We start from the raw sequence: 21,714 nt of genomic DNA, 5'->3' as shown, positions 1-21,714 counted from the left end.
TTAACCTAACGCTTTTTGGATAGCTTCGATTACACGATCTGCTTGGAAAGGCTTAACGATAAAGTCTTTTGCACCCGCTTGAATTGCATCGATTACCATAGCTTGTTGTCCCATAGCTGAACACATGATAATAATAGCACTAGGATCTTTTTGTTTAATTTCTTTCAATGCAGCAATGCCGTCCATTTCAGGCATTGTAATATCCATTGTGACTAAATCGGGTTTTAACTCGGCATACTTTTCGACAGCTTGTGCTCCATCTCCAGCTTCTCCGACAACCTCAAACCCATTCTTCGTTAGGATATCCTTGATCATCATTCGCATAAATGCTGCGTCATCTACAATTAAAATACGTTTTGACATTCTTATTCCCCCGTTTACTTCTATTTCAGATTATTGAGCCGGTCTGCTTTGCTTAAGATATCTGTAATACGCACACCGAAATTCTCGTCAATTACAACTACTTCTCCTTTTGCAATTAGACGACTATTGACTAGGATATCAACTGGTTCACCAGCTAATTTATCCAGCTCTATAATGGAACCGCTAGCTAGTTCTAAAATTTCCTTTACAGAACGTTTCGTACGACCTAATTCAACAGTAACTTGCAATGGTATGTCAAGCAACATATCTAAATTTCTAGCTTCTGATTGTTTCAAATTCGTATTTTCAAAGCTAGCAAATTGTGCTTGCTGTACGTTTGCAGGTTGTCTCTGTTCTCGCGCTTGTATCATATACGGCTCTTCTTGTGTCTGCTGATGATTCATCGGCGGTTGTGTATTTTGTTGTACTGGTCGTTCTTCTTGCTGTGTATTAACTGGTGCAGCATGAATTTCCTCTTGCTGATGCTGCATCGTTGTTTCGGGAAGTTCTGTCGCCGTTACAGCCGATTCTTCCTGTTCAGGATTCATTAATTGATGGACAAGAGATTTACTAAACTCTAAAGGCAGTAACTGCATAATATTTGAATCTATTAAATTGCCAATCTTTAATCTAAATGAGACTTTTACGAGCAATTCATCTGTTGGAATATTTTCTGTCCCCTCATTGTTAGAGATATTCATGAGGTCAATCATCGGCGGTGAAATATCTACTTTTTTATTAAAGATAGTAGACATTGACGTAGCAGCAGAACCCATCATTTGGTTCATTGCTTCTTGCACTGCACTCAAATGAATCTCTCCTAGATCTTCGGCGGGTGCTTGCCCGTCCCCTCCTAACATCAAATCAGCAATAATTGCTGCATCTGATTGTTTAATGACTAATAAATTCATTCCTATTAAACCAGTAGTATATTCGACCTGAATAGCTACATACGGGTGAGGGAATTCCGCTTCAAGATTCGTGCGGTTAATCATCGTAATAGATGGTGTTGTAATTTCAACTTTCTGGCCCAATAATGATGAAAGGGCAGTAGCTGAGCTACCAAATGAAATGTTTCCAATTTCGCCAAGCGCATCTTGTGACATTGGATCTAAATAGTCTGTCACATTATACGTTTCGGTCGCTGAAGCATCATTATCGACGTTATCATCGTTATTATTAATTGACTCACCTCTCAGTAGGGCTTCAATTTCTTCTTGCGACAACATGTCATCACTCATCGTCGTCTCCTCCTTTCAAAGAATCAATAATTTGGACAGCCATTCTTTTCTTAATGGTACCAGGCTGTATTGTAAATTTAGGGATTCCTCCAACACTTAAAGTTAACGGATCGCTAATTTTTTGATCTAACTGCAACACATCACCATATTGAAGTGTGAGAAAATCTTCAATGCTAATATCAGTATCACCTAGCTGAGCTACCACTTCTAATTCAGATTGTTTCACCCTCTTTTCAATAATCGCGGTTTGTTCTGGTGAAACATCTGCTTTATTAGATTGCATCCAGTAGCGGACAGATAGGTTTGGAACAATGGGCTCCAAGACAACATGTGGTATACAAATATTAATCATGCCACTTGTTTCACCTATTATAGAGTTAAAAGAAATGACGACCACCGTTTCATTCGGTGATATCATTTGTAAAAATTGCGGATTAACTTCCAATTCATTTAATATGGGGTCAATGTCTGCTATATTGGCCCATGCTTCTCTTAAATTATCAAAAGAACGCTCAAAAAGGTTTGTCATAATTTTCGTTTCAATCTCAGTGAGGTTATCTACATTACTATGGCTTGAGCCGCTTCCTCCCATTAAACGATCCAACATAGAATATGCGATATTTGGATTGATCTCCATTAAGATATTACCGTCTAACGGAGGTACCTCAAATACATTAATCAACGTCATATTCGGAATGGATCTGATAAATTCTTCGAATGGGATTTGGTCTACGGATGCAACAGTAATTTGTACATATGTTCTAAGCTGAGCAGAAAAGAAAGTGGTAAGCAAACGTGCAAAATTTTCATGTATACGTGTTAAACTGCGAATTTGATCTTTCGAAAAACGAAGTGCACGTTTAAAATCATATACTTTTACCTTTTTCGCTTCCTCTTCCTTCTTAATATCATCTGCTGACATCTCTCCTGTAGACAAAGCTGATAGCAGTGCATCAATTTCAGATTGCGATAACACATCTCCTGCCATTCGATCACCTCCAAACAAATTAAATAAAGCTTTTAATGTCTATTTCCGGCAAAGTAAATTAAGAAATTTTATTGAATAATATAAGAAGTTATATATACTTGCTGAACTTCTCCTTCTTGCATTAATTCATTAATTTTTGTTTTTAAAGTACTTTCCAATAATTCTTTGCCTTTCTTACCTTCCAAATCTTCTCTGGACATTTCAGAAAGCTCATCAATAAGGATGCTTTTCACTTGAAAATCACGTTTTGTTAATTCTGCTGCTGCATCTTTATTTGATGTTTGTATTTTTAAAGCAATTTTAACATAATTATCTTCTTTAATATTGGTAGTAATTTCTTCAATATCTACCGATGATGCTACGACATCATCAATACTTTCCACTTTAGGCTCTGCCCCTTTATTTAATTGTGTCACAACAACTACAGCGACAACACCTAACAATGTAATGGAAACAAGGATAATCAACATGATTGTTAGTAGTTTATTCTTCTTCATCTTTCTCACCTCTTAGATGCGGGTTTGATAAAAGTTGAACCGAGCGGTAAAACGCGATTATTTTGCGTTGTACTTCTTCTTTGGATTCTAATACCACATATTTTCGCCCAGTTGTTAACGTGATGGTTGTATCAGGAAACTCTTCGACCGATTCTATGTATAAAGCATTCAATGAAAATGCTTTTTTATTAAGCTTTGTTAAAGAAATCATAGGATATAAGGGCCGGGTGAATAGAGCCGGCCCAGCCCCCTCCTCATTTTAAAATTGTTCTAACTATATTATCGTTTTAAATTCACTAGTTCTTGTAGGATTTCATCAGACGTAGTGATAATACGGGAATTTGCTTGGAAACCACGTTGAGCTACAATCATTTCCGTAAACTCTTCAGATAAATCTACATTGGACATTTCAAGGAAACTAGATTCAATAGTTCCTCTTCCTTCTTCGTTCGGATTACCGATTTGAGCTTCACCAGAGTTATTAGACGCTTGGAAGTAGTTACCGCCTACTTTTGTTAATCCAGCAGGGTTCGCAAATCGAGCAATCTGAATTTGACCAGCTTGTACCAGTGTATTATTTTCCATATAAGAGACCGTTCCATCTTTACCTATTGTTATCTGTGTTGCCGTTGTAGGTATTGATACTTCCCCTCCTACTTCCACTTTTTTCCCATCCCCTGTTACTAATGTTCCATTGCTATCTAAATAAAAGTTACCTGCTCTTGTATAATATTCATTTTCTCCATCTTTCACGACAAAGTAGCCATCGCCTGCAATCGCGACATCTAATGTCCGACCTGTTGTCTGCATAGAGCCTGCATCATGGATTGTATCGATGGTAGCGATTTGAGAGCCAAGTCCTACTTGTTTTGGATTCACACCACCTAAATTATCTCCAGGTGCTGTGGCTCCTTGAGTAGTTTGTGAGATTAAGTCTTTAAAAACAACTCGCCCTTTTTTAAAGCCGTACGTGTTTACATTAGCAATGTTATTGCCGATTACATCTAATTTAGTTTGAAAGTTTTTAAGACCGCTAATTCCTGAATACATAGATCGTAACATAATATGTTTTCTCCCTTCATAGTAAGCGTATTGCCTCTGTCATTCGGCAATACATAAGCATCCATTTCTGGTCCTGCCTAGCTTAGCACTATAGCTCCGTTAATATTAGTAAATAATTGATTTTCTGCTTCTTGTAAGTCCATGGCTGTAATGACGGTTGCATTTTTCGCGCTGACGATTAGTGCAGCGTTATTCAGTAAAACAAGTGATTCATTGACTCCCTTGGCTTTAGCTTCCTGTACTTTAGATGAAATTTTGGCCCACTGCTTTTCATCAATATGAATATTGCGTTCATTGAGCCTATTCGATGCATGCTTACTAATTTTCAGCTGACCATTTGTCTGCTCTGCCAAAAGATCCCCAAAAGATTGGATTGATGTTTGCTTTGTTGTTTGAACATTTCTCGGCGGCAAACCTTTTTGCAACGGATATGGTTGAGGGATAAAGTTGATTTTCGTCATATTTACTCCTCCCTAGGCAGAGATAGAGGTAAACTGATCTTCTTTTATCTCTTTTCCATCAGATAAAACAAACATGACAGCCCCATTAGTTGATTTCTTCACAGATTGTATTTGGCCAGTTTTATCTGTATCACCATTTTCATCTTTATAAGTTACATTTTTTCCTATTAGCATACTAGCTTCAACAAGGGAACTTGAGTAGTTTGGAACAGAACCCGTTGATGAATCACCTACTACTTCAGAAATATTAGCAGGAGTTAATTTTTTACCGTCTGCTAGAGTTAAGAACACAGAATCACCATCATAGGTTATTTTACTGACAACGCCCGTACCCGAATTGATGATAGGCTTGCCATCCTCATCCGTTTTTGACGTTATTTCATGCCAATTAACACTTTTGCCAATAAAACTGTTGTATTGCATAAGCTGCGATTGTTGAGCGATGGTTGACAAAGAATCAATCGATTTGGCGACATTTTGCATCTGTTCTAATGAAGAAAATTGAGCCATTTGCGAGATGAATTCTTTATCATCCATTGGACTTGTCGGGTCTTGATTTTGCAACTGTGTCACAAGAAGCTGCAAAAAAGCATCTTTGTCTAATGAACTATTACCCGTTTGCTTCGTTGAATTTTTTTTATTGGATAAATAGTAATTCGTGTTAACAGACTGATTATTCACCTTAGCATCTTCCAATAATTAAACCTCCATTTCCATTAAGAAATCCTCAAAGCTTGATCTCTCTTCTTTTTCTTCTGGTTGCTGCTGATCGTCATTTGTTTGCTGTTTAAAGGATTGTTGCTGGAATTGTTGTTGGCCCTTTTCATTTCTTGCTGGCTCACTCAAAGCTTGCGCCACATCAATTCGATCTAATTGGATATGCTGATTGACTAGCCCTTGCTTTAATTGCTGTATTTGGCTTTCAAGCATGTCCTTACCAATAGCAGTAGATGCTAGAAAACGAGCTGTCAGTAACCCATCTTTTTGAGAGAGTTCTACCCGAATGGATCCTAAGTTTTCGGGATATAGCTTAATTAACAGTTTAGTACCAGCCATATTTTTTGAAATTTGCATTCGTTCGATTATTGATTGGAATTCCTTCACAAATGTTTCAGCTTGCCCTGCTTTATTATCGGGTAAAGCTATTGAAATTGTATGGTTAGAAGTAATTTCTTTTGTTAACGGCTGAACAGTACTTGCTTGATTATTTGCTGCCGCTTCTAAGTTCGTTTTTATATTCATATCTTGCGTGTTTTGCAATTTAGGCAACGTAAGCTTCGAAGTTTTACTTTGTTCAGCTTGTTGGCCTGCTTTTTCAGCAATAACATTTAGTATTTCTTTTGCTTGATATGTTAAATATTCTTGCTTTACCGTCATATCTGTTTTCTGTGAAACCAATGCTACTACTTTCAAAACTTTGAGTAACTCTGATGTTTGCGCCTTTGGCAATTCAGGAGCCTTTCCTCCATTAATAGAAGAGACAATTTTTTGGATAAAAGAATAGGCGTTCTGATCAAGTGAAGCTAACAAGTCCCAAATGTCCTGTGCTTTTGCATCATCTTCTGTTAATTGTTTGATTGTCTTTTGGAACTCTTCATTTTGAATTCCTAGTGAAGAAAGTATTTTATCTAACGTTAATGGTCCGTTTGTTAGTTCATCTTCATCTATTTTTACATTTAAGAGCTGACCAAGTTCTTCTAACGTGTTTGTTTGCAAAATTGGCATCAAATCATCTGGTTTTACTTCATTACTTTCAACTTGAGCCTGTGTTTTTGAAAGCTTTAGGCTTGCGCCTAACAATCCTTCTAGACCTTGTTGCAAATTTACACGAAAAGTATTTTTTTCTTCATCTTCTTTAGGTATCTCAACAACATTTGACTCAGTTTTACTTGCAGTCTTTTCTGTCGCTGTGGTCAGTTCATTTAAAAAGCCGGAATTCCTCTCCGATTGTTGTTGAGGTTTGGTTCCTTCATTTTCTACTTTTACTGGTTGAATTAAATCTAATCGGTCAATATTCAATGTGTTCACCTCCTCTCATCGAAAACATGCGGAACATGCTCGTGCTAATTTTTGGATAAAAGCGAAGTATAGTGAGCAGCATTATCAGCTGGCATTTTTTCTAAAATAGCTGCGAGTGTATCCGGCTTAAGATTGGTTAAGATTTTTAATGCATCTTTATCTTTCATGTTTGTTATAACAGGTGCAGCTGATTTTGGCGCCATTTTCTCGTATGTTGTAACAATATCGCCAAATTCCTTTGTTGTTTCACTTTTATTGTTTTCCGCCTTCTTTAATTGCACTTCTAGACGATGCTTTTCAATCGACATTTTAGAAGTTGTACTATTAGCATCTTCTATTTCACCTTGCATCTTCGCTATTTCAGCTTCTTTTTCTTGGAGCTGTGCTTTTAAATCGGCTATTTGCTTTTCATTTTGTGAATTTCTTTTCGTTAAATTCTCTTCATTGTCTTGCGAAGAAGAAATTGTCATATTTTTTGCTTTTTCAAACACATTAATTCCGCTAACTTCTGCCACAATCAGGAGCACAGCAGACACAAATAGCAGTGGAATAATGACCCAAAAAAATAACTTTTGGAAAAAACCAGGGTTTTTTTCTTCTATTGTTTGTTCATTGCTCTGTTGAGGTACACTTCTTTTTTTGGGCTTTTGCTTTGCCATATATTCACCTGATTTCTTTGTTGTAATAAGCTATAGAAGATAGCTCGTCCAACTGAATTAACTCTAGACGATCTTGTTCTTTCATATAACTGCGATAATCTTTTTCTTTCATTTTTTCATATTTTCGATATTCTAAAGAAGTTTCTAATAATTTATCTTTATGCCATTCCATTTTTGAACGGGCAAGTACAACTTTCTGTTGGGTCTCAGCAATAGAACGTTCGATACTTTCCAAAAACTTTGTATGATGGCGCATTTCATTAATACTTGCGCCACTTAAAAGTTTTTTTTCATGGTACTCTATTAAATCCTCTTTCTTCTTTAAAAGTGTATATAATTTTGTAGCTATATCTTCAAATGACTTCTGCGCATCTTTAAAGGCAATTTCTGTTTGGTTTTTTTCTTGCTGTTTTACTGTCATTACTTTATCAAAACGATATTGATAAGCTTGCATCTACCTTGCACCGCCATTCGATAGTTTCACTAATTCTTCTACACTGTCTTGCATGCTGATTTTATCCATAAACCCTTGTTTTAAGTAAGAGGTAATCAGAGGCTCATTGTAAATCGCTTCGTCGATTTCTCTAGAAGTACCTTTTTTATAAGCGCCAATATTGATTAAGTCTTCTGATTTATCATAAGTAAAATAAAGTTCTCTGATATGTTCTGCAGCTTTTACATGTTCTTTATCTGCAATATGATTCATTAAGCGACTCACACTTTTTAACACATTAATTGCTGGGTATTGCCCTTTATTTGCCAAAGCCCTGTCCAAAACAATGTGGCCGTCTAAAATCCCTCGCACTGTATCGGCAATTGGCTCATTCATATCATCACCATCAACTAGCACGGTATAGAACGCTGTAATAGAGCCAAATTCATTAGTTCCTGTCCGTTCAAGCAATTTAGGTAAAATAGCAAAGACAGACGGCGTGTAACCTTTTTGTGCAGGTGGTTCACCCGTAGCTAGGCCTATTTCACGCTGTGCCATCGCCACTCGTGTAACAGAGTCCATCATGAGCATAACGCTCATCCCCTTATTACGGAAATATTCTGCAATAGCTGTTGCGGTAAATGCGCCTTTGATACGCATCAACGCTGGCTGATCTGATGTAGCGGCAATTACAATTGACCGCTTAAGTCCTTCTGGTCCTAAATCTCGCTCAATAAACTCTCTTACTTCACGACCTCGTTCTCCAATTAATGCAATAACGTTTAGATCCGCTTTTGTATTTCTTGCAATCATACCGAGCAATGTGGACTTACCTACACCAGAGCCAGCAAAAATGCCCACTCTCTGGCCTTTTCCAACTGTTAGCATCCCATCAATCGCTTTTACGCCTACTTCCAATGTTTCATTGATAGGTGGCCTAGTTAAAGGATTAGGGGGATCTTCTTCCGTTGGAACTGTCGATAGCCCCTTCGGCAATTTTGCTCCATCTATTGGACGACCCATGGAATCTAACACCTTGCCAATCAATTCTGGCCCTACTTTTATTTCAAGTGGTGCATTTGTTCCTTCAACTAAACAGCCTATCGAAATTTCACGAAGTGAGGTGTATGGCATTAATACCACAATTTCATCTTTAAACCCGACTACTTCAGCAAGAATTTCTTGATGTCCATGTTTCACAGTATTTACATGAATTTTACATACATCACCTATAGAGCTTTCAGGTCCTTGTGATTCAATCATTAAGCCAACAACACGTGTAACCCTTCCAAACTTTTTAAAGGTTTGGATTCCAGATATATGTTTCATTAATTCTGCTGCTTTCATGAATCAATCCACACTTTCTAAGATTTCTACAAGTTTAAGTCTCAGCTCGTTTAATTGTTGATCAATGCCTACCATAATTCTTCCGTGATTTGTTTCAATATAAGAATCTGTATTAGCAAGATCCTCATCTACAAATACCATGACAGGAACACCTACAGGAAACATGGCTTTTAGCTCGTCTATATGTGCAGATACCAATTCGTAATATGCTAAAGATGTATAGATTTTAATTTCTTTCATCTCTCTCGCTTCTTTTAAGCCTCTGCGTACTATATCCATATAACGTTCTTCATTTTCCTCTAGTACAGTTCCTAAAATCTTTTCTGCAGCATTAATTGCGATATTCAAGATAACAGCTTCCTGTTCTTGTAAATATTGCTGTGCATGTGATTTTGCTTGGAGTACAGTATCATTCGCCAATTGAATAGCTTCACTCATATTAGATTCAGCTTTCAAACGGCCTTCTTCAATACCTTGCTGAAAGCCCTCTTCATATGCTTGTTGCTGCAATTCCATCTTTTCTTGTTCCCAGTTTGCTTTTGCATCTTCTATCTCTTGTTGTGCAACTAATCGAAACTGCTCAAACATCTCTCTTTCTCGCTCAATTTCTTGGCGTGCGTCATCTAGGAGACGTTCTCTTTCTTCAAATAGACTTTCAGGCGTAACTTCTATATTCTCTGTGCTTTGATGTGTAAACAAGTCTTTAATTTCAATTGTGCGGAATATTTCTTTAGAGCTTTCAGGATTGTCAAAACGAATAATTTTAGACAATAACGTCATCTCCTCCACCACGTGCGACAATTATTTCTCCTGCATCTTCTAATCGTCTAATCACTGCAACAATTCGGGACTGCGCTTCTTCCACATCTCTTAACCGCACTGGTCCCATAACGTCCATTTCCTCTTTAAATGTTTCTGCCATCCGCTGTGACATATTTTTAAAGATAATTTCTTTTACTTCGTCACTTGATACTTTTAATGAAAGAAGCAAATCTTCATTTTCACAATCGCGGATAACACGTTGAATGGAACGATTATCAAGCGTAACAATATCTTCGAATACAAACATACGCTTTTTAATCTCTTCAGCAAGCTCTGGATCCTGGATTTCTAATGCATCCAAAATGGTTTTTTCGGTTTGACGATCTACACCATTTAAGACTTCTACTACAGCATCTACTCCACCTGTTTCCGTGTAATCTTGCGTTACAGTTGAAGAAAGCTTCCGCTCAAGTACTGATTCAATCTCACTGATGACTTCCGGTGAGGTAGATTCCATTGTAGCAATACGCTTGGCAATATCTGCTTGAACTTCCTGTGGCAATGATGACAGTATCACTCCCGCTTGCTGTGGTTCTAAATAAGATAGAATTAATGCAATCGTTTGAGGGTGTTCATTTTGGATAAAGTTAAATATTTGAGCCGGATCCGTTCTTCTAGCAAAATCAAATGGTCTTACTTGAAGAGAAGATGTCAATCGATTAATAATCGCTTGTGCTTGGTCATTGCCCAGTGCTTTCTCTAAAACAGTTTTCGCATAGCCTATCCCGCCTTGGGATATATAATCCTGAGCTAACGCAATATTATGAAATTCTTCTATAATCTCTTCTTTTGCTTCTGGTTCCACTTTTTTTACGCTTGAAATTTCAAGTGTCAGTCTCTCAATTTCTTCTTCATTTAGATGTTTATAAACAGCAGCCGAAACCTCTGGTCCTAAGGAAATTAACAGGAGTGCTGCTTTTTGTTTTCCAGTTAAATCTTTATCTTTCTTGTTCACAGCTAATTCCCCCTATTAATCTTCCGTTATCCATGTTCTAAGCAATTTTGCAAATTCCTCCGGCTTGTCTTTCGCCATTCTTTCTAGCTGCTTTCGGCGTAATGTCGTTTCAGTCTCTTTTTCTTCAGATATATCGTCTACATCAATTTCCTCTTCATAGTAATCGTATTCTTCTTCCTCTTCCGTCTGTCTTCTAGAACGTAAAATAAAGAAGACTAAAATGCCGATTGCAGCAAGAAGGATTCCGCCAATGACATAAACCCACCATGGAATTGAATTAGTTTGCGCTGTTGGAACAGTAGCTTTTCCATTCAATTTTTCCACAGCCACAATGACTTTTTCATTGATTTGCTGATTCGTTAATTGCCCCGCTTCATTCTTATCGATTGATGTCCGAACAATTGAAGCTAGCATATTTTTAATGTCGTCCTGCGTTGCGGCTGGCAATGATGTTGGATCGCCTGCTTTTGGAGGTTCAACCATTACCTGAATTCCGATATCACGTATGCGGTATGGGCTTTCTGTAATTTTCCTTTTGATACGATTCACTTCATAGTTGACAGTATCTTCGCTCTTTTCGTAGTCGCCGTTCCCATTGCTTGAAGATTGATAATCAGTAAAGTTATCTGTGTTGGAATCTCCTTCAGGTGTCCCGCCAGCTCCTGCACCGTCTCCTGTATAAGTCTCGTTAATTTTTTGAGCACTAATTTGGATTCCGGCCATGTTGTCCTTATCAACGGGTTCTACTAAATTTTCTTCTCTGTTTTCCTGAGTAAAGTCGATATCAGTCGTAACGCTGACAGCTGCTTTGCCAGGACCCATTAACTGGCCTAACATGGTTTGGACTTGGCGCCCTAAATCACGTTCAATCTGTTTTTTGATTGCCAATTGTTTTGTCGCACCTGTAGCAGATAAACCATCACCACTATCTGCTGTTTCAGTACCAAGATCGTAGTATTCAAAGTACTGGTTAGTAATCACAATATTCTCAGGCTTTAAATTCGGTATACTTTTTGACGCTAGATTATAAAGTGTTTTAATTTCCGCTTCGGTAAATTGATATCCAGGTTCAGTATTTAATACAATAGATGCACTCGCCTCTTGCTGAGTATCGCTTACAAAAACACCTTTTTCTGGTAAATTAATCATCACTTTAGCATCTTTAACGCCCTTTACTTGCTTCATTAGATTTCCAAGCTCTGTTTGCATGGATGCAAGCTTAAGCATATTAAACTCATTATCTGTCATACCAAAGCCCGCATTTTGGGAGAAGAATGAATAGTCAATTTGCCCTGACTGAGGTAATCCTTGTGATGCCAAATCAACCTTTAAATCATCTACTTGATCTTTTGGCACTTCTATCGCTGTTCCACCATTAGTAACTTGAAATTTTACCCCATCAGAAGTTAATTGTTCTTTGATTTGACCGACTTCAGCAGCAGACAAATCTGAAAATAAAGGGGCATACGTTACTCTTGTAGCAAAGAAAGTAATAATTGCAGCTATCATTAGCACAGCTAAAATAGAACCGATAATTGTACCTTTTTGTACTTTTGTTCTACTTTTCCAAAACTGGCTGAAGTTAGTCTTAATTTTCGTTAATCTTTCATTCATTTTGATCCTCCGGTTATAGGTAATGTTTTTGTTTTCTCTCTCTAATAAACATTCCTATTAAACTGTCATTCGCATAATCTCTTGATACGCTTCTACTACTTTATTGCGAATTTGGAGGGCGGTGTTTAGTGTGATATTTGCCTTTTGAGCAGTAATCATTACATCATGAAGCTCTACATTTTCTCCATTGACAAGCCGATTCGTCATATTATCAGAAGCTACTTGACTATTATTCACAGCTGAGATTGCATCTTTTAAAACAGCACCAAAGTTTTCTTTCTCATTAGTTGAAGTCTTTTCTATTGCAGTTTGAGACATAGTTGGCTGCACTGGCTGTGAAATAGAAACTTGAGAAATTGCCAATCTTTATCATCCTTCCTGGTTGATTATTTTCCTATCTCTAATGCTTTTGAAAGCATAGATTTATTAGCATTAAAAACCGTTACATTTGCTTCATACGAGCGTGTGGCTGAGATTAGATTCACCATTTCTTTTAATGGATCAATATTTGGCGTTTGAACATATCCATCCTCATTTGCATCTGGGTTGGTTGGATCATATACAAGTTTATAAGGTGTCTTTGTATCTTCATTGATACTAGCTACTTTTACACCATTGCCTACTGTTTGATCAGATCCAACAGCTTTATTAAGGAAGTTAGAAAATGAATTTCCTTTTGGAACTAAAGTAACTGTTTTTCGCGTGTAAGGAACCCATTTGCCATCAACTTGTTTTGCTCTTGTTGTATCTACATTGGCCATATTGGATGAAATAGTATCCATTCTCAAACGCTGCGCAGTTAATGCAGATCCCGTTGTATCCATACTTTGGAATATTGACACGATTAATTGCCTCCCTTAATAACTGTCAGAAGCGAATTCAATTTGCCATTTTCGCGTTCAATTAGTGTATTGTAAAAAATACTATTCTCTGCTAGACTCGCTTGTTCTTTATCCATATCAACACTATTCCCATTATTTCTGTAGCTTAATTGTCTATTGTTCACTACACCTGGAGTTTGGTTTGTAGATTGGAAATCAAAATGTTTTGAGTCGGTCTTATTTGCCTGAATCGAAGAATTCTTAGCATCTTCTAGCATTTGGTGAAAACTTACATCCTTTGCTTTATAATTCGGCGTATCTACATTCGCAATATTTTGAGCGATTGTTTTCTGTTTTAAACTTGCATATGACAACCCATTCTCAATATTAGAGAGGGTTCCGTCGAAAATACTCAATTCATTCACCTCAATTCGACTTTAATCGTCAAATTCAACTAATTTTCTGATGTTATAATTGTAATAAAGATGTTATAAAGTGTCTATCGAATTTATCATATTTTTAATAGGTTTAACAGACCATTTTTACTGGCAGAAAAATCTTCCCCATACAATAAACTTGATAAAGGAAAGGTCTTATTACCTAAATCCTTTTTCACTATTTTAATAGTGTATATCTTTTAATACAGCAATTTTGGCAGAAAATATGTTTAATTGTATATAAATTTATAAATTTGCAAAGTATATATTACTAAACCTTTTTTCCTAACGAAGAATATTATAAATGTTTTTCCTTATTTTTTCAATTGTCATATTCTTAATATTGAGAGCAATAAATTTATAAGACTGGTTGATAGCACATATTATACCATTTTAAGTTAATTTGGTGTATTTTTGCGAACTATGTATTTTAATTTGTCACATTCTGATAATCTTTTACGGTTGGAGTATCTTAATAGCAAAGAGAGAGAAGGGGTTTTGAGTATCCGGGAAATAGCAGGGTAAATAAAAAAGCTGCTTTGTCCCCTGTTAAGGACAAAACAGCAAATTTCAACTTATCTCATTTTGATTTCTGCTAAAGCATTTAGGAATTTGTTGTTTAGTACTTTAATATAAGTACCTTTCATACCTAAAGAACGTGACTCAATCACACCAGCTGATTCTAACTTACGCAATGCATTGACAATCACTGAACGCGTTATACCGACACGGTCAGCAATTTTAGAAGCAACTAGTAAACCTTCAGAGCCATCTAGTTCTTCAAAGATATGCTCGATCGCCTCAAGCTCACTGTAAGACAATGAATTGATCGCCATTTGAACAACTGCTTTGCTTCTAGCTTCTTCTTCAATTTCTTCTGCTTTTTCACGTAAGATTTCCATACCTACTACAGTTGCACCGTATTCAGCTAGGATCAAATCGTCGTCTTCAAACTTATCTTCAAGACGTGCTAAAACAAGTGTGCCCAAACGTTCGCCGCCACCATTGATTGGCACGATTGTTGTTAGACCTGATTTAAAGATTTCTTGAGCTTCTACTGGGAATGCACTGTGCTCATCCGAGACACCCAAGTTCGAAGCTGTTTCGGAGAAGTCATATAACTTACGTGTGTATTCTTCTGGGAATTGACGCTCTTCTAACATTTTTTTGAAACGTTCGTTTTCAATTTGTTGTTTTACACCAATACCCAACAATTTCCCTTTTCGGCTTACTATATATACGTTACTCTCAATAACTTGACCAAGTTCTTCTGCCATCTCTTTGAAGTTTACTTGTCTTCCTGCTGACGCTTGCAGCATAGAGTTAATTTTTCTTGTTTTTTCTAATAAATTCATTACGAATGTTCCTCCTGTAATTTTTACCTCATTTTTGAAATATTCAAAAGGTTTCAAATTTTGTGCAATACATTAGATTATATACTATAAAATAAATTGTGACAAATCTTTATTCTTGACAATTTCATTAAGTTTTTCGTCCACGTAATTTTCTGTGATTTCAATACGGGCCGGTGATATATCCGACGCTTCAAACGAAAGCTCTTCTAACAAACGTTCAAGGATTGTATGCAGACGTCTCGCTCCAATATTGTCTGAATCCTGGTTTATATTGGTGGCAATTTCTGCAATACGATCAATTGCTCCGTCTGTGAATGAAATTTCAATTTCCTCAGTAGCAAGAAGCGCTTCATACTGAAGAATTAACGAATGGTCTGGTTCTTTAAGAATCCGTATAAAATCTTCTTTCGTTAATTTTTCCAGCTCTACGCGAATTGGGAAACGACCTTGCAATTCAGGTATTAAATCGGAAGGCTTCGACATATGAAAAGCTCCTGCCGCAATAAATAACATAAAATCTGTCCGTACTGGACCATATTTTGTATTAACGGTCGATCCTTCTACAATCGGTAAGATATCGCGTTGTACGCCTTCACGCGATACATTCGCGCTATTGCCTCCATTGCTCTTAGTGGCAACTTTATCAATTTCATCAATAAAGATAATGCCTGTTTGTTCTGCTCGATGGATGGCTTCTACCGCTACCTCATCGCTGTCAATCAATTTATTGGCTTCTTCGATGGTTAAAGCTCGTCTTGCATCTTTTACTTGTAAACGGCGCTTCTTTTTCTTTTGAGGCATTAAACTTGAGAGCATATCTCCCATATTTGTACCGCCCATATCAAATCCACCCGGAATCATTCCCATCATGCCTGTTTGCTGTTCAGTCACTTCTATCGTAACCCATTCGTTCTCTAATTTGCCGTTCCTTAAATCATCAGCAATTTGAGATCTTTTCAAACGTACTTGAGTATCTTCTTCCGGCTGATCGTCAGAAGCCTCCACTTTTTGGCCAAATAATGCCTCAAAGGGGTTCGGGGTATTTTGTTTCTTTTTCATGCTAGGCACAAGTAGTTTAACGATTTGGTCATTTGCCAATCTTTCAGCCTGTTCTTTCACTTCTTCTTGTTTTTCTTCTTTTACAAGTCGATTAGAGATTTCGACCAAATCTCTTACCATTGATTCAACGTCTCGTCCAACATAACCCACTTCGGTGAATTTTGTAGCTTCTACTTTTAAAAACGGCGCTTTTACCAAGCGTGCGATTCTTCTCGCGATTTCTGTTTTTCCGACGCCTGTTGGCCCGATCATTAGAATATTCTTTGGAATTACTTCATTCTTCATTTCATCCGGCAATAACTGTCTACGATATCTGTTACGAAGCGCAACTGACACCGCTCTTTTTGCTTGTTCCTGACCAACAATATAACGATTCAAATAGTCCAACATTTCTCTTGGCGTTTTTTGTAATGTCATTCGCTTAAGTCCTCCACAATAATATTATGGTTTGTAAATACACAAATATCTGCCGCAATTTCAAGCGATGCTTTTGCAATATCATGTGCAGTTAATGTATCCCCTGCATATTGCTTTAATGCCCTGCCTGCAGATAAAGCATAATTTCCGCCAGAGCCAATCGCTAAGATACCATCATCCGGTTCGATTACTTCACCTGAACCTGATACAAGCAATAATGTTTCGTTATTCATGACAAGGAGCAAAGCTTCAAGCTTTTGCAGCATTTTGTCTCCGCGCCATTGCTTAGCTACTTCAACAGCTGCACGCTGAAGATTACCGTTGTATTCCATTAACCGACTTTCAAACATTTCAAACAACGTAAAAGCATCAGCAACAGAGCCGGCAAAGCCTGCAAGAACTTTTCCGTTATATAAACGACGCACCTTTTTGGCAGTATGTTTCATTACAACAGAATTTCCTAATGTGACTTGGCCATCGCCTGCCATTGCACTAGCCCCTTTATGTTGTATAGCGAATATTGTGGTTGCATGCAAATCCATCAAAAAACCTCCTTCAAAATTTTACGCTCGTGGATGAGCATTTATATACGTATTTCGTAAATGTTCTTTCGTTACATGCGTATAAACTTGAGTAGAAGATAAACTGGAATGGCCTAAAAGCTCCTGGACCGTTCGGAGATCAGCTCCGTTATTTAATAAATGTGTAGCAAAAGTATGTCTAAGCATATGCGGATGAATCGTTGTATGTAGTTCTGCTTTTGCAATCATCTCATTTAATATATAGCGTATTCCTCTTGAAGTGATTGCCCCTCCGCGCAGATTCACAAACACAAAATTGTGTTTAGTCGACTTCATTAGCGCAGAACGCGCTTCTTCAATATACCGTGTTAGTGAATGTCCTGCATATTCACCGAAAGGAACATAGCGCTCTTTTCTACCTTTCCCCATCACTCTAATGATATTTAAGGAAAAGTCAATATCTTTTATTTGTAGAGAAGTCAACTCGCTCACACGGATACCAGTAGCATAGAGTAGCTCTAGGATAGCCATATTGCGTAGCGATTTCCGATCTTCACCTTCATTGGCTTGGAATAATTGAGAAAGTTCTTCTTCATAAAAAAAGTGAGGGAGCCTTTTTTCCTTTTTGGGGTGATATAGTGCTTGGAATGCTACATCATCAATTTCATATTCTTTATTTAAAAATCTAAAGAAAGAACGGATTGATGATATCTTTCTAGAGACGGTGGTTCTTGCTTTTTTTTCTTCATACAATTTTGTTATATAAAGCCTTGCATGAACGTATTCAACTTGCGTCAATTCTTTTACATCTTCAGTATGAAGAAACGAAAAAAACTCTAGCAAATCTGTTCGATATTCTTGGACTGTTAACGGCGAATAATTCTTTTCAAGCTGTATATATGTCATAAATTGTTCAAGTGCATCATCAAACTGTAGGTTCATTTAAACACTCCAAACTAAAGCTTTCTTTTGTATTCTCCCACTGTCATTGAATTAAATAAAGCAAGAACACTTTTTAACAACTTAGAATATGGAAATTTTCAGTAGATTTATGGCGTTTTTGTGTCCAAAATGGATCTTTTAATAGTATGCCTAAAATTGGAATAGATTAACCTTAAATAAGAAAAAAACAAAAAAATATTGACAAAGCAAAAAGCCCTTAAAAGTATATCAACAATTAAGGACTTTAGCAAACTAATTATAATGTATTTAATTCTTTGAATTGTTTTAGCGCTGCTAGCGCACGTTCCGCATGTTTCTCTCCGCGTTCCTGCTTCGATTTAATCTTTTCTCCTAGTGGAGGGAATAAACCAAAGTTAACATTCATTGGTTGGAAATGCTTAGCATCAGTCTCTGTTATATAACGAGCCATACTACCAAGTGCAGTTTCAGATGGGAATATACACAAGTCCTGTTGCTGTGCTAACCGAGCAGCATTAATACCTGCAATGAGTCCGCTACCCGCTGATTCTACATATCCTTCTACCCCTGTCATTTGTCCTGCAAAGAACAAAGTAGGACGTGCTTTTAATTGATACGTCTTTGCCATCGCTTTAGGAGAATTAATAAAAGTATTTCGATGCATAACACCATACCGTACAATTTCCAAGTTTTCTAAACCCGGAATCATACTAAACACTTCTTTTTGAGCTCCCCATTTTAAATGCGTTTGGAACCCTACCAGGTTATAAAGTGTTCCTGCTGCATCATCTTGGCGAAGTTGGACTACTGCAAAAGGTCTTTTTCCTGTTTTTGGATCTTCTAACCCTACAGGTTTCATTGGACCAAACAGCATAGTTTTAGGTCCTCGTTCAGCCATTACTTCAATAGGCATACAACCTTCAAAGTATTTTTCTTTTTCAAATTCATTTAGCGGTGCTTTTTCTGCATCTACTAAAGCTTTTTGGAAAGCATAGAATTCCTCTTCTGTCATAGGACAGTTTAGATATGCTGCTTCTCCTTTATCATAACGAGATTTTAAATAAACTTTATCCATATTGATGCTCTCTTTTTCGATAATAGGAGCTGCTGCATCATAAAAGTACAAATATTCTTCGCCTGTTAATTCTTTAATTTTATCCGCAAGTGCTGGTGATGTTAATGGTCCAGTTGCGATAACAGTAATCCCCTCAGGAATCTCTGTTACTTCTTCATTCACCACTTCAACAAGCGGATGATTTTTCACCTTTTCAGTTATATAACCAGAAAATTCATGGCGGTCAACAGCTAGTGCACCACCTGCTGGTACTGAGCATTGGTCTGCTGCTTCAATGATAATTGAATCTAGTTGGCGCATTTCTTCTTTAATAACGCCAACAGCATTTGTAAGATTATTTGCACGCAATGAATTGCTGCAAACAAGTTCTGCAAATTTATCCGTGTGGTGGGCTGGTGTTTGTTTCACAGGACGCATTTCAAAAAGACGGACATTAATGCCTCTTTTTGCAATTTGCCATGCTGCTTCACTTCCTGCTAAACCCGCTCCAATAACATTCACAATTGTTGTCATAACTCTTTTTACCTGCTTTCTAATAGTACATCATTGTGTAGGTTGTTCCTTATAGTCGCAATTTGTACATTGGACTTGAATACCCTTTTTAATCTTTTTCTCCACCAATAATTCATTACATTTTGGACAAGGACGATTGATTGGCTTATCCCAAGAGACAAAGTCACAATCTGGATAGCGGTTACATCCATAAAAAATCCGCTTTGTTTTACTCTTTCTTTCAACAATCTCGCCCTCTTTACATTTAGGGCACTTGACGCCGATCTCTTTCACAATAGCTTTAGTATTCCGGCAATCTGGGAAATTGCTACAAGCCATAAACTTGCCATATCGTCCTAGCTTAAAGACCATTGGCGATCCGCAAACTTCACAATCTTCGCCAGCAGGTTCATCTTTTATTTCAACTTTTTCCATTGCAATTTCTGCATGCTGCAGATCTTTTTCGAATTTCCGGAAAAAGTCATCGATAATTTTTTTCCATTTTACATCGCCATCTTCTATACTGTCTAAATCTTTTTCCATTTGAGCAGTGAATTCAATATTAATGATATCAGGGAAAAATTCTAGTACGAGTGAATGTACTATTTCCCCAAGCTCAGTTGGCACAAAGCGTTTAGCTTCTAACGTTACGTATCCCCGTTTTTGAATTGTATCTAATGTAGGGGCGTATGTTGAAGGACGGCCGATCCCTAGTTCTTCTAGCGTTTTTACAAGTCTTGCTTCAGAAAAACGTGGAGGAGGCTGCGTAAAATGTTGTTTTGGATTTATTTCTAGACTCTTAACCACGTCTCCCTTTTCAAGCGGTGGCAGTAGTTTGTCTTTTTCTTCTTTCTGGTCGTCTGATCCTTCTATATAAAGCTTCATAAAACCAGGGAACTTCACATTTGAGCCTGAAGCTCTAAAAATAACATCGCCATTTTGCAAATCTGCCGTAACTGTATCTAAAATAGCAGGAGCCATTTGACTTGCTACAAAGCGATCCCAAATCAAACGATACAATCTTAATTGATCTCGTGACAATACTGTTTTAAGTTGATCTGGATGACGCATAGTGCTTGTTGGGCGAATTGCCTCATGCGCATCTTGCGCTTTTTCTGATTTCTTCGCCTGTTGATTGATCGGCGTTGTATACTCATTTCCATAAGTTTGATCAATATATTGGAAGGCTTCTTTTTTAGCCGTCTCTGAGATACGAGTTGAATCTGTTCTCATATATGTAATCAAACCGACTGTACCTTCTTTACCTACGTCAATACCTTCATACAATTGTTGGGCTAGCATCATTGTTTTTCTTGCTCTAAAGTTTAGCTTTCGAGCTGCTTCTTGTTGCAATGATGAGGTAGTGAAAGCAGGTGAAGGATTCCGTTTTCTTTCTCGTTTAACTACTTTAATAATTTCAAAGTCTTCGCCATTTAGTTTCGCTAAAATCGCTTCAACTTCTTCTTTATTTTTTAATTTAATTTTTTCTTTGGTATTACCATAAAAGAGTGCATCAAAAGGTTTTTTTCCTTTTTGGAAATTACCTTCGATTGTCCAGTATTCTTCAGGCTGGAAATTTTTAATTTCATTCTCGCGATCAATAATAAGCCTTAATGCAACCGATTGTACACGTCCTGCTGATAAACCCTTTTTGACTTTCTTCCATAATAAAGGGCTTATGTTGTAACCTACGAGACGGTCTAGTATTCTGCGTGCTTGCTGTGCATCTACTAAATCAATATCAATTGGCCTAGGATGTTTAAATGATTCTTTTATTGCATCCTTCGTTATTTCATTAAATACTACTCTGCAGTCTGATTCGATATCAATATTTAAAGCTTGCGCTAAGTGCCATGCAATTGCTTCACCCTCACGATCGGGATCGGCTGCTAGATAGATTTTTTTTGCTTTTTTCGCAGCTGATTTTAAATCCTGCAGTACAGGGCCTTTACCGCGAATCGTAATATATCTAGGCTCATAATTATTTTCAGTATCAATACCCATCTGACTGCGTGGAAGATCTCGCACATGACCAATTGATGCTTTTACTTTATATTTTTTTCCTAAGTAACGTTCAATTGTCTTAGCTTTTGCAGGAGATTCCACTATCACTAAATAATCCGACATATAAGTTCCCCCTTAGAGAGGCTGTTTA

Annotated in this window: 24 protein-coding genes; all 24 read right to left on the bottom strand. The window is 37.2% G+C overall.

Annotation, left to right across the window (positions count from 1 at the left end; translation table 11 throughout):
* The 24 genes from F0527_RS04230 to topA all read right to left on the bottom strand — a co-directional run bounded on the left by F0527_RS04230 (window position 1) and on the right by topA (window position 21,686).
* Window positions 1–363: a response regulator gene (locus F0527_RS04230; protein ID WP_066785630.1), complete on the bottom strand. Its 363-nt coding sequence runs from the start codon at window positions 361–363 to the stop codon at window positions 1–3.
* 20 nt (window positions 364–383) lie between these two features.
* Complete coding sequence (gene fliY / locus F0527_RS04225) at window positions 384–1,604, bottom strand: flagellar motor switch phosphatase FliY (protein WP_150283905.1); 1,221 nt, start codon at window positions 1,602–1,604, stop codon at window positions 384–386.
* Window positions 1,597–2,592 carry a flagellar motor switch protein FliM gene (gene fliM / locus F0527_RS04220; RefSeq protein ID WP_066785624.1) on the bottom strand — a complete coding sequence of 332 codons (996 nt, stop codon included), beginning with the start codon at window positions 2,590–2,592 and terminating at the stop codon, window positions 1,597–1,599. Before fliM ends, fliY begins: the two co-directional genes overlap by 8 nt.
* 68 nt (window positions 2,593–2,660) lie before the next feature.
* Window positions 2,661–3,089 (bottom strand): flagellar basal body-associated protein FliL, encoded by a 429-nt coding sequence (gene fliL, locus F0527_RS04215; protein ID WP_066785621.1) that lies wholly within the window; start codon window positions 3,087–3,089, stop codon window positions 2,661–2,663.
* Window positions 3,076–3,300 carry a flagellar FlbD family protein gene (locus tag F0527_RS04210; RefSeq protein WP_066785618.1) on the bottom strand — a complete coding sequence of 75 codons (225 nt, stop codon included), beginning with the start codon at window positions 3,298–3,300 and terminating at the stop codon, window positions 3,076–3,078. The genes fliL and F0527_RS04210 overlap by 14 nt, the downstream gene beginning before the upstream one ends.
* A 68-nt stretch (window positions 3,301–3,368) precedes the next feature.
* Entirely contained in the window at window positions 3,369–4,151 is a 783-nt protein-coding gene (flgG, locus tag F0527_RS04205) for a flagellar basal body rod protein FlgG (protein WP_150283904.1), read from the bottom strand.
* 77 nt (window positions 4,152–4,228) lie between these two features.
* Entirely contained in the window at window positions 4,229–4,612 is a 384-nt protein-coding gene (locus F0527_RS04200) for a TIGR02530 family flagellar biosynthesis protein (protein WP_150283903.1), read from the bottom strand.
* A 12-nt stretch (window positions 4,613–4,624) separates the two neighbouring features.
* Complete coding sequence (flgD, locus tag F0527_RS04195; RefSeq protein ID WP_150283902.1) at window positions 4,625–5,308, bottom strand: flagellar hook assembly protein FlgD; 684 nt, start codon at window positions 5,306–5,308, stop codon at window positions 4,625–4,627.
* Window positions 5,309–5,311: 3 nt separating this feature from the next.
* The gene (locus F0527_RS04190) at window positions 5,312–6,631 is read right to left on the bottom strand and encodes a flagellar hook-length control protein FliK (RefSeq protein WP_150283901.1); all 1,320 of its coding nucleotides are present in this window, start codon (window positions 6,629–6,631) and stop codon (window positions 5,312–5,314) included.
* 44 nt (window positions 6,632–6,675) lie between these two features.
* Window positions 6,676–7,290 (bottom strand): MotE family protein, encoded by a 615-nt coding sequence (locus tag F0527_RS04185; RefSeq protein ID WP_150283900.1) that lies wholly within the window; start codon window positions 7,288–7,290, stop codon window positions 6,676–6,678.
* Between the two features lie 4 nt (window positions 7,291–7,294).
* Window positions 7,295–7,744 carry a flagellar export protein FliJ gene (gene fliJ, locus F0527_RS04180; RefSeq protein WP_066785603.1) on the bottom strand — a complete coding sequence of 150 codons (450 nt, stop codon included), beginning with the start codon at window positions 7,742–7,744 and terminating at the stop codon, window positions 7,295–7,297.
* On the bottom strand, window positions 7,745–9,070 hold the full coding sequence (fliI, locus tag F0527_RS04175; RefSeq protein ID WP_150283899.1) for a flagellar protein export ATPase FliI: 1,326 nt from the start codon (window positions 9,068–9,070) through the stop codon (window positions 7,745–7,747). It abuts the gene before it with no gap.
* A 3-nt stretch (window positions 9,071–9,073) separates the two neighbouring features.
* Window positions 9,074–9,850, bottom strand: coding sequence for a flagellar assembly protein FliH (fliH, locus tag F0527_RS04170; RefSeq protein ID WP_184117508.1), 777 nt, complete (start codon window positions 9,848–9,850; stop codon window positions 9,074–9,076).
* Window positions 9,834–10,847: a flagellar motor switch protein FliG gene (gene fliG / locus F0527_RS04165; protein WP_066785597.1), complete on the bottom strand. Its 1,014-nt coding sequence runs from the start codon at window positions 10,845–10,847 to the stop codon at window positions 9,834–9,836. The genes fliH and fliG overlap by 17 nt, the downstream gene beginning before the upstream one ends.
* A 15-nt stretch (window positions 10,848–10,862) precedes the next feature.
* A complete protein-coding gene (fliF, locus tag F0527_RS04160; protein ID WP_150283898.1) occupies window positions 10,863–12,461 on the bottom strand; it encodes a flagellar basal-body MS-ring/collar protein FliF in 1,599 nt (532 codons plus the stop codon).
* A 57-nt stretch (window positions 12,462–12,518) separates the two neighbouring features.
* Entirely contained in the window at window positions 12,519–12,779 is a 261-nt protein-coding gene (gene fliE / locus F0527_RS04155; protein ID WP_244946652.1) for a flagellar hook-basal body complex protein FliE, read from the bottom strand.
* A 68-nt stretch (window positions 12,780–12,847) separates the two neighbouring features.
* Window positions 12,848–13,303, bottom strand: coding sequence for a flagellar basal body rod protein FlgC (gene flgC, locus F0527_RS04150; RefSeq protein ID WP_147194158.1), 456 nt, complete (start codon window positions 13,301–13,303; stop codon window positions 12,848–12,850).
* 2 nt (window positions 13,304–13,305) lie between these two features.
* On the bottom strand, window positions 13,306–13,698 hold the full coding sequence (gene flgB / locus F0527_RS04145) for a flagellar basal body rod protein FlgB (RefSeq protein WP_150283896.1): 393 nt from the start codon (window positions 13,696–13,698) through the stop codon (window positions 13,306–13,308).
* A gap of 596 nt (window positions 13,699–14,294) precedes the next feature.
* Window positions 14,295–15,074 carry a GTP-sensing pleiotropic transcriptional regulator CodY gene (gene codY, locus F0527_RS04140; protein ID WP_150283895.1) on the bottom strand — a complete coding sequence of 260 codons (780 nt, stop codon included), beginning with the start codon at window positions 15,072–15,074 and terminating at the stop codon, window positions 14,295–14,297.
* A gap of 84 nt (window positions 15,075–15,158) precedes the next feature.
* The gene (gene hslU / locus F0527_RS04135) at window positions 15,159–16,550 is read right to left on the bottom strand and encodes an ATP-dependent protease ATPase subunit HslU (RefSeq protein WP_147194164.1); all 1,392 of its coding nucleotides are present in this window, start codon (window positions 16,548–16,550) and stop codon (window positions 15,159–15,161) included.
* Complete coding sequence (hslV, locus tag F0527_RS04130; RefSeq protein WP_066785582.1) at window positions 16,547–17,095, bottom strand: ATP-dependent protease subunit HslV; 549 nt, start codon at window positions 17,093–17,095, stop codon at window positions 16,547–16,549. The genes hslU and hslV overlap by 4 nt, the downstream gene beginning before the upstream one ends.
* Before the next feature lie 18 nt (window positions 17,096–17,113).
* On the bottom strand, window positions 17,114–18,013 hold the full coding sequence (xerC, locus tag F0527_RS04125) for a tyrosine recombinase XerC (RefSeq protein ID WP_150283894.1): 900 nt from the start codon (window positions 18,011–18,013) through the stop codon (window positions 17,114–17,116).
* A gap of 256 nt (window positions 18,014–18,269) precedes the next feature.
* A complete protein-coding gene (gene trmFO, locus F0527_RS04120; RefSeq protein WP_147194167.1) occupies window positions 18,270–19,580 on the bottom strand; it encodes an FADH(2)-oxidizing methylenetetrahydrofolate--tRNA-(uracil(54)-C(5))-methyltransferase TrmFO in 1,311 nt (436 codons plus the stop codon).
* A gap of 30 nt (window positions 19,581–19,610) precedes the next feature.
* The gene (topA, locus tag F0527_RS04115) at window positions 19,611–21,686 is read right to left on the bottom strand and encodes a type I DNA topoisomerase (RefSeq protein WP_150283893.1); all 2,076 of its coding nucleotides are present in this window, start codon (window positions 21,684–21,686) and stop codon (window positions 19,611–19,613) included.
* Window positions 21,687–21,714 lie beyond the last annotated feature (28 nt).

The sequence above is a fragment of the Rummeliibacillus sp. TYF-LIM-RU47 genome (assembly GCF_008638315.1).
Lineage (GTDB): Bacteria > Bacillota > Bacilli > Bacillales_A > Planococcaceae > Rummeliibacillus > Rummeliibacillus stabekisii.
This window is presented reverse-complemented; position numbering and strand designations above follow the sequence as displayed.